This is a genomic window from Sphingosinithalassobacter sp. CS137 (assembly GCF_014334115.1).
Lineage (GTDB): Bacteria > Pseudomonadota > Alphaproteobacteria > Sphingomonadales > Sphingomonadaceae > Sphingomonas.
On sequence record NZ_CP060494.1, the window covers coordinates 856,914 to 868,801 of the forward strand.

The 11,888-nt window shown below is 66.6% G+C and carries 9 protein-coding genes; 5 read left to right on the forward strand and 4 right to left on the reverse strand.

Annotated elements, in window-relative coordinates; all coding sequences use genetic code 11:
* Positions 1 to 19: 19 nt before the first annotated feature.
* Together H7V21_RS03945 and H7V21_RS03950 are read right to left on the reverse strand one after the other, a co-directional pair.
* Positions 20 to 1,864 carry a M2 family metallopeptidase gene (locus tag H7V21_RS03945; protein ID WP_188056339.1) on the reverse strand — a complete coding sequence of 615 codons (1,845 nt, stop codon included), beginning with the start codon at positions 1,862 to 1,864 and terminating at the stop codon, positions 20 to 22.
* Positions 1,865 to 1,923: 59 nt separating this feature from the next.
* The gene (locus tag H7V21_RS03950; protein ID WP_262503998.1) at positions 1,924 to 2,685 is read right to left on the reverse strand and encodes an alpha/beta fold hydrolase; all 762 of its coding nucleotides are present in this window, start codon (positions 2,683 to 2,685) and stop codon (positions 1,924 to 1,926) included.
* A gap of 197 nt (positions 2,686 to 2,882) precedes the next feature.
* Between H7V21_RS03950 and H7V21_RS03955 the strand changes: the two genes are divergently transcribed.
* The 3 genes from H7V21_RS03955 to H7V21_RS03965 are packed head-to-tail and all read left to right on the forward strand — an operon-like array spanning position 2,883 to position 5,979.
* The gene (locus H7V21_RS03955) at positions 2,883 to 3,329 is read left to right on the forward strand and encodes a MarR family winged helix-turn-helix transcriptional regulator (protein ID WP_188055493.1); all 447 of its coding nucleotides are present in this window, start codon (positions 2,883 to 2,885) and stop codon (positions 3,327 to 3,329) included.
* Positions 3,322 to 4,383 carry an HlyD family secretion protein gene (locus tag H7V21_RS03960; protein WP_188055495.1) on the forward strand — a complete coding sequence of 354 codons (1,062 nt, stop codon included), beginning with the start codon at positions 3,322 to 3,324 and terminating at the stop codon, positions 4,381 to 4,383. The genes H7V21_RS03955 and H7V21_RS03960 overlap by 8 nt, the downstream gene beginning before the upstream one ends.
* Before the next feature lie 6 nt (positions 4,384 to 4,389).
* Positions 4,390 to 5,979 (forward strand): DHA2 family efflux MFS transporter permease subunit, encoded by a 1,590-nt coding sequence (locus H7V21_RS03965; RefSeq protein WP_188055497.1) that lies wholly within the window; start codon positions 4,390 to 4,392, stop codon positions 5,977 to 5,979.
* A gap of 87 nt (positions 5,980 to 6,066) precedes the next feature.
* On the opposite strand, the gene H7V21_RS03970 is transcribed toward H7V21_RS03965, so the two are convergent.
* Both H7V21_RS03970 and H7V21_RS03975 read right to left on the reverse strand, forming a co-directional pair.
* Positions 6,067 to 7,095 carry an aspartate-semialdehyde dehydrogenase gene (locus H7V21_RS03970; protein WP_188055499.1) on the reverse strand — a complete coding sequence of 343 codons (1,029 nt, stop codon included), beginning with the start codon at positions 7,093 to 7,095 and terminating at the stop codon, positions 6,067 to 6,069.
* Between the two features lie 435 nt (positions 7,096 to 7,530).
* On the reverse strand, positions 7,531 to 9,768 hold the full coding sequence (locus H7V21_RS03975; RefSeq protein ID WP_188055500.1) for a DPP IV N-terminal domain-containing protein: 2,238 nt from the start codon (positions 9,766 to 9,768) through the stop codon (positions 7,531 to 7,533).
* A gap of 224 nt (positions 9,769 to 9,992) precedes the next feature.
* Here H7V21_RS03975 and H7V21_RS03980 point away from each other — a divergent pair, with 224 nt between their 5' ends.
* Complete coding sequence (locus tag H7V21_RS03980; RefSeq protein WP_188055502.1) at positions 9,993 to 11,297, forward strand: OmpP1/FadL family transporter; 1,305 nt, start codon at positions 9,993 to 9,995, stop codon at positions 11,295 to 11,297.
* A gap of 126 nt (positions 11,298 to 11,423) precedes the next feature.
* Positions 11,424 to 11,873 carry a PA2169 family four-helix-bundle protein gene (locus tag H7V21_RS03985; RefSeq protein WP_188055504.1) on the forward strand — a complete coding sequence of 150 codons (450 nt, stop codon included), beginning with the start codon at positions 11,424 to 11,426 and terminating at the stop codon, positions 11,871 to 11,873.
* The last annotated feature ends 15 nt before the right edge of the window (positions 11,874 to 11,888 follow it).

Below are 11,888 nucleotides of genomic sequence, written 5' to 3' on the forward strand. Positions count from 1 at the left end.
TCCCCGCATGCGTTTGGGCTTACCAGCCTTCGGCCTGGCCGGCGTTCTGCTCTTCGAGCCACTCCATCAGCGGCGCGAAATATTCGAGCATCGCTTCGCCCGAAGTTTCACGCGTGCCGGTGAACGCTTCCAGCGCGTCCGGCCAGGGCTTGGACATCCCCATCTCCAGCATCGCGTTCAGCCGCTCGCCGACTTCCTCGTTGCCGTAGAAAGAGCAGCGGTGAAGCGGACCGGTCCAGCCCGCCTGTTCGCAGGCCGCCTTGTAGAACTGGAACTGAAGCAGGCGTGCGAGGAAGTAGCGCGTGTAGGGCACGTTGGCCGGAATGTGATATTTCGCACCCGGATCAAAATTGGTCTCGTCGCGTGCGACCGGCGGCACGATGCCCTGATATTGCAGCCGCAGCCCGTCCCAGGCGGACTGGTAATGCTCGGGACGGATCTGCCCCGAGAAGACACCCCAGCGCCATTTGTCGACTAGGAGACCGAAGGGCAGGAAGGCGACCTTGTCCATGGCCTGGCGCAGCAGGAGGCCGGTATCGCGCTCGGGTCCGGGAACGCGCGCCTCATCGAGAAGCCCGATTTCGACGAGATAGTCGGGCGTGATCGACAGCGCGACCATGTCGCCGATCGCTTCGTGGAAGCCGTCGTTGGCGCCTGTGCGATAGAGCAGTGGAAGTTCGTTGTAGGAGCGCTGATAATAATTGTGCCCGAGCTCGTGATGGATGGTGACGAAATCGTCCGAGTTCACCTTGATGCACATCTTGATCCGCAGATCGTCGACGTCGTCGAGGTTCCATGCCGATGCGTGGCACTGGACCTCGCGATCCTCGGGCTTCACGAACATCGAGCGCTCCCAAAAGGTTTCGGGCAGCGGCTCGAACCCGAGCGAGCTGAAGAAGGACTCGCCCGTCTTCACCATCTTGAGCGCATCGTAGTTCTGAGTCTGGAGCAGCTCGCCGATGTCGTAGCCGAGATCGCCGCTGCCTTCAGGGGCGACGACGTCATAGATGTTGCCCCATTCCTGCGCCCACATATTGCCGAGCAGATCGGCGCGGATCGGGCCGCTCGCCGCCTGCACCTCGGCGCCGTAGCGCTCGCTCAGCTTGCGGCGGACATAGGTGTGCAGCGCCTGATAGAGCGGCTTCACCTCGTTCCACAGCTGGTCAGTGAGCTGGGCGAATTCCTCGGGCGGCATGTCGTACACCGAGCGCCACATCGTGCCGACGTCGCGGAAGCCGAGTTCGCGCGCGCCTTCGTTCGCAATGCCCACCATCCGCTGATAGTCGTTGCGCATCGGCGAACCGACATTGTTGTGCCAGCTGGTCCAGAGCTCCTGCAAATCCTCGGGATCGCGGAGCGTGCCCATTGCCGCCTCGGCATCGTTGCCGCTGATCGGCTCGCCGTTCAGCGTTGCACGGCCGCGGCCGTAGAGCGACTGCATGCCCGTGGCGAGCTCGGACAGCGTAGTCGCCGCTCCGTCGCGGGTAGGTGCCGGGAGCGTAATCGCGCTGCGCAGGATATCGAGCATGCGGCGCGTATCGGGCGTGAGCCCCGCGACGTCCTGGAACTTCGCCGCCTCGAGCGCAAACTGCACCGCCATGCGCGTACCCTCTGCCTGGCTGTCGGCAGCGAGTGCGTCCGTGTCAGGAGTGATATAGGTGGCGTTGATCCACGCGATCCGCGAGGCGCGCAGATTGAAGTCGGCATATTCGCGCTGGACACGCTCGACGAATGCCTCGGCGTCGGCGGCGGTCAGCGCCTCGGCCGACTGCGCCTGGTGCGACGGCTGATTGCGGTCCTGCGCCAGCGCAGGCGTGGCGAGAAACGCTGCAAGCGCGAGCAGCGACGTGCCGGTACGGATCATCATGTGCCTCGGATTGTGTCGGGTGATAGCCGCAGACTGCGCGCACAGGACGCCGTCGGTCAAGCGGTCAGGAAATCCGCGATTGCCTGCCCCAGTTCGGGTCGGGTCACTGCGCTCATGTGCGAGCCCGGCACTTCGCGCAGCTCCGCGATCTGCAGCAGTTCGGCCAGTGCCGCGTGGCTGCCGTTGTCGCTGTCCTCGGCGCCGGCGAGAACGAGGACCGGCTGTTCGATCGCTTCGACCTGACCGCGGTCGGTGTCGACGAAGGTGCCGAGCAGCTGCATCAGCGCCTCGGGATCGCCTCCGGTCGTCTTCAGGAATGCCTCGGCCAGCCACTCCGGCGTGCCGCGCGCATGCTGGCCGAGATTGGCGAGGATATTGCGGAAATGGCTCGCTCGGAGCTGGGTATCGAGGATGCCTTCCAGCCCCATGCCGGCGAGGATCACCCGGCGCGGTGCCGCGCCCTTCACCAGCATCCGCACGGTAGTGCGCGCGCCGAGCGAATAGCCGCCGAGATCATAGTCGCGCAGGTCGAGGTGGCGCAGAAGCGCCAGGCCATCGAGCGCCGGCGCGTCCGGCGGATAGGCTTCGAGATCATGCGGCGCCGCGCTGCTGCCGTGCGCGCGCAGATCGGGCATGATGACGCGGAAGCCCCGCGCCGCGATCGCTTCGGCATGGCCGTAGCGGATCCAATTGGTCCAGGCGTTCGAGAACAGGCCATGGATCAGCACCACCGGCCTGCCCTCGCCGATCTCGTGCCACGCCATGCACGCGCCGTCGAAGCTCTCGAAGAATTGGGGTTCGGTGACTAGCTCCGCCAAGAAACCTACTCCAGCGACGATCCTCCCGCGTCGGTAGGGGCGCAGCGCGCCTGTGTCGACCCGCAACGCCCTCGCCGCTTCCGGGTGGACGTTCCCCGTTTCCGCCTGCACCGCGTGACTTGCCTGCACTTGCTGCGGCGCACAATGCAACTAGGTTGCAAGTTGGAATTAATGTCTATGCTTATTATATGCCCGTCATGACCGAAGCTCTGGGCTTTTCCCTCAGCGAGATTTCGCGGCTGATGCGCCGCCGGTTCGACGCGCGTGCGCGAGCGATCGGCGTTACGCGGCCGCAGTGGCACACGCTGGCGATGCTCTCGCGCCACGAAGGTGTGAACCAGGGCGGTCTCGCCGAGCTGATGGAAGTCGAGCCGATCACGGCCTGCCGCATGATCGACCGGCTGGAGGAAGCCGGGCTCGTCGAGCGGCGGCGCGATCCGAACGACCGCCGCGCCTGGCGCATCTATCTCACCGATGCGGCAAAGCCGCTCATCGAGCGCCTCCGCGCAATCGGCAACGAAGTCACCGAGCAGGCGCTCGCCGGCATCGGTGAAGACGATCGGGAGCGGCTGACTGCGCTACTCGCCGCCATTCGAACCAACCTCGTCCAGGACGACCAACAAGAGACTGCCGCCAATGGCTGATGCCGATCCCCAGGTCCAACCCGCGGCTGCGGAGGAAACCACGCTGGAGCCGCGCCGCAGGCGGCGGTGGCTCCGCCCGCTGCTGCTGTTGGGAGTGCCGTTGCTCGCGCTCGGTGTGATCGGCTGGATTTGGGCGACATCCGGCGGGACCGTATCCACCGACAATGCGCAGGTAGCGCAGGACAAGGTGGCGGTGTCGACCGAAGTTGCGGGGCGGATCGTAGGGGTCGCGGTGCGCGAAAACCAAGCGGTGGCCGCGGGCGACCTGCTGTTCCGTATCGACCCCGAGCCCTATCGCATCGCCGTCGAGCAGGCGAACGCCGCGATCGCCGACGCGCAGGTCCAGATCGCGACGCTGCGGACGAGCTACGAGGGCACCGGCGCCGATATCGAAGCGGCACGCGACCAGCTTCAGGCGGCGCAGGAAGATTATGAGCGCCAGGCGCAGTTAATGGATCGCGGCTTCACCACCACGGCGCGGCTCCAGCAGGCCGAGCATGCGGTCGAGCAGGCGCGCGCCGCCGTGCAGCGGGCGCAGGCCGACGCCGCCGAGGCGCGGGCGCGGATCGCGACCGGTGCTGCCGTTCCGGGCGAGAACCCGGCGATCGCCGCCGCCCGCGCGCGACGGCGGGAGGCGCAGCTCCAGCTCACACGCACCGAGATTCGCGCACCGGTAGGCGGCGTCGTCTCGCAGGCCGACCGGCTGCAGGTGGGGCAGCAGCTGATGACCGGGCTGCCCGCACTCACGATCGTCTCCAACGGCCGCTCGTGGATCGAGGCGAACTTCAAGGAGACCGATCTCGATCACATGCGGGTCGGCCAGCCGGCGACGGTGCGGTTCGATGCCTATCCGGGGCTCGAGCTGCGCGGTCATGTGGCATCGATCGGCGCGGGCACCGGATCCGAGTTCTCGGTTCTTCCCGCCCAGAATGCCAATGGAAATTGGGTGAAGGTAACCCAGCGCGTTCCGGTTCGCATCGCCCTCGACGAGGAAAGCCCGCGCCCGCTGATCGCCGGCATCTCCGCCGACGTGACGGTGAACGTGCGCGACTGATCCGCCATGGCCAGTGCCAGCCCTGCCCGCGGCGCCGCTGCCGCAACCCCGCGTCCGCAACCGGGAGTCGCCGCGCTCCCGGTGCGGAACCGCGCGCTTCTGACGATCGGCGTCATGCTGGCGACGATCATGCAGATCCTCGACACGACGATCGCCAATGTCGCGCTGCCGCACATGCAGACAGCACTGGGAGCCACCGCCGACACGGTTACCTGGGTACTGACGAGCTATATCGTCGCGACCGCCATCGCGATCCCGATCACCGGCTGGCTTTCGGACCGGATCGGATCGCGGAACCTGTTCCTGATCTCGATCGCGGGATTCATCCTCTCCTCGGCGCTGTGCGGGATGGCGACCAGCCTGCCCGAGATGGTCGCGTTTCGCATCCTCCAGGGGATTTCCGCGGCCTTCATGAACCCGCTGAGCCAGACGGTGATGCTCGACATCAATCCGCCCGAGCGGCAGGCCAAGGCGATGGCGATCTGGGGCATGGGCATCATGATCGGCCCGATCCTCGGCCCGGTGCTCGGCGGCTGGCTGACCGACAATTACAACTGGCGCTGGGTCTTCTACGTCAACCTGCCGCTCGGCGTGCTGTGCTTCGCGATCCTGTGGGTGCTCCTCCCCTCGCGGCCAATCCGAAAGCGACAGTTCGACCTTTTCGGCTTCGCACTGCTGGCGGTAGGCATTTCGGCGCTCCAGCTGATGCTGGATCGGGGCCAGGGCGAGGACTGGTTCCAGTCGACCGAGATCTGGATCGAGACTCTGGTCGCGGGCATCGCGCTCTGGATGTTCGCGGTGCATCTCGCCACCGGTCGCAACCCGATGTTCGACCGCGAGCTGTGGAAGAACCGAAACCTCGTGGCGGCGATCGGATTCATGATGGTGATCGGCGTCGTGATGATGGCGACCATGGCGCTCCTGCCGCCGATGCTCCAGACGCTCTACGGCTATCCGGTGATGGACACCGGGCTGCTGCTGATGCCGCGCGGTTTCGGCGTGGTGCTGACGATGGCCGTGGCGGCGCAGCTCCAGAGCAGGGGAGTCGATCCGCGGCTGATGATCGGCGCCGGCCTCGCGATCGCCGCCTATTCGCTGTGGGACATGACGCGCTGGACGCTCGACATGGGATCGGAGCTCATCATCCTTTCCGGCTTCATTCAGGGGCTCGGGCTGGGGCTCGTGTTCATGCCGCTCAACGGCATGGCCTTCGCGACACTGCCGCCGCAGTTCCGCACCGAGGGATCGAGCCTGCTCAACCTCTCGCGCTCGATCGGCTCGTCGGTCGGCATCTCGCTGGTGACGACGATCCTGGTGCGCAGCGGGCAGACGAGCCATGCCGCGCTCGGCGAGCATGTGACCCCCGAAGCGCTCGGCACCTTCGACCCGACCCTGCTCCAGGCGCTCGGCGGCACCGGAGACACGGCACTGGCGATGCTGAATGCCGAAGTCACGCGGCAGGCGATGATGATCGCCTATCTGAACGACTTCTGGGCGATGATGCTGCTGACCGCCGCATCGGTGCCGCTGGTGATCTTCCTGCGCCGGCCGAAGGGGGCGGCGATGGCCGTCGATCCGGCGGCCGCCGGGCACTGACACTCAGCGCCGGACCCGCCCGGCGGCGAAAGGGCTGCAGGGGCTGCGGAACGACCGGAGAGATCGGTCCGCAGCGCCTCGATCCGATCAGGCCGCCTTCTGCAAGTGCCGCCGGCCGAGCAGCTCGGCGATCTGCACTGCGTTCAGCGCAGCGCCCTTGCGGAGATTGTCCGACACGCACCAGAGCGACAGGCCGTTGTCGACCGTGGGATCGTCGCGGACCCGGCTGACATAGGTCGCATATTCGCCGACGCACTCGACCGGCGTGACGTATCCGCCGTTCTCGCGCTTGTCGACGAGCATGACTCCCGGCGCCTCGCGCAGGATCTTCTGCGCCTGCTCGGCCGAAAGCTCGTCCTCGAACTCGATGTTGATCGCTTCCGAATGGCCGACGAACACCGGCACGCGCACGCAGGTGGCGGTCACCTTGATCTTCGGATCGAGGATCTTCTTGGTCTCGACCACCATCTTCCATTCTTCCTTGGTCGAACCGTCCTCGAGGAAGCTGTCGATGTGCGGGATCACGTTGAACGCGATCTGCTTGGTGAACTTCTCCGGCTCGGCGGTGTCGCCGACGAAGATGTTGCGGCTCTGGGTGAACAGCTCGTCCATCCCCGCCTTCCCGGCGCCGGAAACCGACTGATAGGTCGCGACCACCACGCGCTTGATCTTCGCCGCGTCGTGCAGCGGCTTGAGCGCGACCACCATCTGCGCAGTCGAGCAGTTGGGATTGGCGATGATGTTGCGCGCCTTGTAGCCGTCGATCGCCTCGGGGTTCACTTCGGGCACGATCAGCGGCACGTCCGGGTCCATGCGGTAGAGCGAGGCATTGTCGATCACCGTGCAACCCGCCGCGGCGAATTTGGGCGCATAGGTCTTGCTGCCGTCAGACCCGATCGCGAACAGCGCCATGTCCCAGCCGGTGGGATCGAAATGCTCGATGTTCTGGACCTTGAGCTTCTTGCCGGTCTCGCCGAACTCGACTTCGTCGCCCTGGCTGCGCGCGGAGGCGAGCACGGCGATCTCGTCGATCGGGAATTCCCGCTCGGCGAGGATGTTCAGCATTTCACGGCCGACGTTGCCCGTCGCGCCGGCGACCACGATGCGGTAGCCCATTCCGGTCCTTCCAATATTCGTTTTCCCCGCCCCCGGGGCGCGGATGCCCGCTACTTAAGTTGCGCGGGCCGGATTGAAAGAGAGATTTCCTTTCCCGCTCGCCAATCGGCGGCACCACCGGCGAGACTCTTGCCGCGAGGCGAAACCGCGGTTTTCCGTCGAAGGTCGCACTAAAGTCGCACCTCAACGCGCATGTGCGCCCCCGCGCGCATGCGAAGGCAGGATGCGACCGCCGAGCGGGGAACGATGCGGCTTTCTGGAACGGATGCGCGTGGCACAGGCTGTCCTCCATCGATCGGGGACTCCTCCGATATGCCAGGCGGGGGCTTGTAGGACAGCGAAAAAAGCGCGGAGCGGAACGGCACAGGGGCGTGCCGCCGCAAGCGAGCAGGGACGCGGATGCCGCGCCCCTGCCCTTGCCGGATCAATCGGCGATCACTCCTCGCCGTCGTCCGCGATGCTGCGATCGAGGAAGTCGAGGATGGTATTCCACAGATGGACGCTCACGCCCGGGCCGCCGACACGGTGAGTGTGGCCGGGATAGAGCATCAGTTCGAACGGCACGCCCGCCGCCTGCATCCGCGCCATCATCACGGTCGAATGGTCGAGCACGACATTGTCGTCGGCCATGCCGTGGATCAGCAGCAGCGGATCGGAGATGCGAGTCGCATTCTCGACCGTGTTCGAAGCGACATAGGCTTCGGGCACTTCGCGCGGATCGCCCATGTAGCGCTCGGTATAATGGGTGTCGTACAGCTCCCATTTGCTGACCGGCGCGCCCGACACGCCCGCGGCGAAGGTGCCGGGAGCTTCCTCGAGCATCTTGAGCGTCATATAGCCGCCATAGGACCAGCCATAGGTGGTGATCGCGTCGGGATCGACGAAATCGAGCGTCTTGAGATATTCGGCGCCGGCGATCTGATCCTCGACCTCGACCGTGCCCATCGCGCGGTAGATCGCGTCCTCGAATTCCTTGCCGCGATTGGCCGAGCCGCGATTGTCGATCTGGAACCAGATATAGCCGCGATCGACCAGATATTGCTGGAGCGTACCGCCCCAGGCGCGCGTGACCGTTTGTGCGCCCGGGCCGCCATAGTGCTGGAAGAAGACCGGATAGCGTTTGCCGGGCTCGAGCTCGGGGGTGATCATCTCCCAATGGAGCGTCTGCCCGCCGGGGCCGGTGATCGTGCCGAACCGCTTCCCGCGATGGCTGGGCAGATACGGATGATAGGGGTGCTCGGGATTGTCGACGTCATTCTCCTCGATCCAGCTCAGGCGCTGGCCCGAGGCATCGGCGAGATAGACCTGCTGCGGCTGCCCGGTGTTCGAGCGCGAGACGATGATCCGGCTGGCCGACTGGTCCATCGACGCCGAATTCCACCAGCCGGTTTCGGTGAGGCGAGTCACGGCGTTCGGCTGGGCGATATCGACCGTGTAGAGATGCCTTTCGAGCACGCCATCCTTGTTGGCGAGGAAATAGATGCGGCCCTGTTCCTCGTCGATGCCGGCGACATAGGCGACTTCCCAATCGCCGCTGGTGAGCTGGGTCCAGTTGCCGTCGCTCCAGCGATAGAGATGGCCGTGGCCGTCGCGTTCGGACCACCAGATCAGGCTGCCGTCGTCCATCGGGTGGAGCGCGTCGTGCAGATTGACCCAGCTGCGCGCGCCCGCCCGCTCGGTGAACAGGACGGTCGAGGCGCCGGTCTGCGGATCGACGCGCAGCACGTCGAGCTCGGTCTGGGCGCGGTTCTGGCGCTGAACGAGGAGCGCCGAGCCGTCGGGAGTCCAGTCGACCCGGGCGAGATAGATATCGGGGTTCGTGCCGAGATCGACCTTGACCCGACCCGAGCCGTCAGGGCGCATCACATAGAGTTCGACGAGGACATTGTCGGTGCCCGCCTTGGGATAGCGCTGATCATAGACGCGCGTGCCCTCGGCGCCGATCGCCGAGCGCGTGACGACTTCGACAGGGCTTTCGTCGAATCGCTGGACGGCGATCAGCCGATCGTTCGGCGACCACCAATAGCCGGTGCTGCGGCCCATTTCCTCCTGCGCGACGAACTCCGCCTCGCCGAAATGGATCATCCCGCCGCCGCCTTCGGTCACCTGGCGCTCGGCCCCGGTCGCCAGATCGACGACGACGAGATTCTGGTCGCGCACGAAGCTGACATAGCCGCCGTCGGGGCTGATGACCGGATTGAGCTCGCTCGCTTCGGTCTCGGTCAGGCGGCGGACGCTGCCGTCGAGCGCCGCGAGATAGAGATCGCCGTCAAGCGGGACGAGGATGTTCTGGCCGTCGGGCGCCCAATCATAGGCAACGATGCCCTTCACGCCGCCGATGCGGGCGCGCTCGCGCTGCATCCGCTCTTCCTCCGACAGCGCGGCGCCGGTGCCGACCCGCTCGGAATCGACCAGCATCCGCCAGTCGCCCGAGGCGGTGTCCATCGCCCACAGATCGTACCGCTCGCGCTCATCGGCGCGGTTGCGCAGCACGGTGACGAATTTTCCGTCCGGCGAGAGGCGCAGCGCACGCGGCGTCGAGCCCGCCAGATCGGGGCTGCCGAACACCCGCTCGAGCGTCAGCGCCGGGGGCGACGGGGCCTCCGGCTCATGCTGCGCCATGGCGGCGCCCCCCGATGCGAGCAACGCGAGCCCGACCGCCCATTTCAACATCCGTCCTCTCCGACAAAAGTTCGCCCGCGAACGCGGGGCAGAGCAGGGTTATGTCGGCGCGACGCGGCTCCGTAAAGGGTGCGGGCCGAGGGCTTTCGCCATACCGGCTTTTGCAGTTTCGCGACGGAACGCTATGGGGAGCCGGGGGTTCTCCCCGCGAGCGCGCACCCGCGCGGGTCACCCAGACCAACCCGAATCAGAAAAAAGCAGAGAGTCGCATCGCTATGTCCGTTCGTGTTTCCCTCCCGCTGCTCGCGGGAACGATCCTCGCCGCGTCGTTCGCACTGCCCGGCACCGCGCAGGCGCAGGCCTTCTATCTTCAGGAACAGTCGGCAAAGGCCGCCGGCCGCGCCTTTTCGGGCGAAGCCGCCGATCGCGGCGCCGCATCGCTGTGGTGGAACCCGGCCGCCAGCGCCGGCATCGCCTCGGCCGAAGCGACCGCCAGCGCCAGCCTGATCCTGCCCGCGGGCGAAGTGGTGAATACCGGCACGGTGATCGTGCGCCCCGGCCAGCCCCCCGCCCCTGTCGGCGGCATTCCGGTTTCGACCAATCCGATCGAGGACGGCCTGCTGCCGAGCGGTTCGATCGCGGTTCCGCTGAGCGATCGGTTCTCGGTCGGCCTGACCGTCGCCTCGCCGTTCAGCTTCACCACCGACTATTCGGACGACAGCTGGGCGCGCTACACCGCCGATCGCACGCGGCTGCGCACCTATGACATCCAGCCTTCGATCGCATTCGCCGCGACGCCGTGGCTGCGCGTGGGCGCGGCGCTGAACGTCGAATATGCCGAGGCCACGCTTTCGAACGCGCTGCCCAACCTTTCGGCAACGCTGCCCGACGGATCGCAGACGCTTCAGGGCGAAGGCTGGGATCTGGGCTGGACCGCGGGCGCGCAGGTCGACATCGGCCGGCTGACGATCGGCGGCGCCTATAAGTCGAAGGTCGAGCACACGCTGGAAGGCAGCATCACGACCAGCGGCCTGCTCGGCCCGCTCGCGGCGCAGAACGTCGAGATCGAAGGCGTCGAGGCGCGCTTCAGCACGCCGTGGCAGGCGATCGGCAGCGTCCGGCTGGCCGCGACCGACCGGCTGACGCTCAGCGCCCAGGTGATCCGCTATGGCTGGAGCGAGTTCGACGCGATCCGCCTCGGCGAACCGCTGAACACCGCGATCCCCGAGAACTACAAGGACAGCTGGAGCTTTGCCGGCGGCGTCGAGCTTGCGGCGAGCGAGGCGATCACGCTGCGCGCCGGAGTGCAGCACGCCGAAACGCCGACCCGCGACGGCGAGCGCGACGCGCGCGTGCCGGATTCGGATCGCTGGAACTTCGCGACCGGCGCCAGCATCGGCGTGAGCGAGCGCTTCACGCTCGATGTGGCCGCCAACTATGTCGCGTTCGACGACACGACGATCGACCGGACGACCGCCGCCTATCCGGGCACCGCGGTCCAGACGCCGATCCTGGTCGACGGCCGGCTGCGCGACGCCAATGCGGTGGTGCTCTCGCTGGGCGGGCGCTTCACCTTCTGATCCTGTGGGCGCAGCCGGATGGCTAACGGAATTTCACCGTAAGGTCAGACGTTTGCTTAACGTCGTTTGCCGGGAGCCGGCATCCGGCTGCGCCGTTCTTCCAGTATAGACTTGCTGGAGGAACCGATGTCGAAGATGCACGATACCGCCAAGCTGGACGATCTGATCGTCACCACGATCGACAGCGTCCGCGGCTATGAATATTCGGCCGAGCACGCCGAGGCCGGGCGCCACGCGACCTTCTTCGCCGAAATGGCCGAGGAGCGGCTCGCGGTGGTCGACCGGCTGCAACGTGCCAGCCATGCGCTGGGCGGGACACCCGCCGACTATGGATCGGTGGCCGGGACGGTGCACCGCCGGATCGAGGCGCTGCGGCGCGTGTTGGGCGGCGACGATGCGGCGCTGCTCTCGGAGATCGAGCGCGGCGAGGATTATCTCAAGGAAGAGTTCGAGCGCGCGCTGGACGATGCGCATGTCTCGGACGCCACGCGCGACATCATCCGCGACTGCTATGCCTCGGTACGGCGCGGGCATGATCGGGCCCGCGCGTTGCGCGAGATCGAGCGCGCGGCCTGAGCGGCCCTCCCGCCC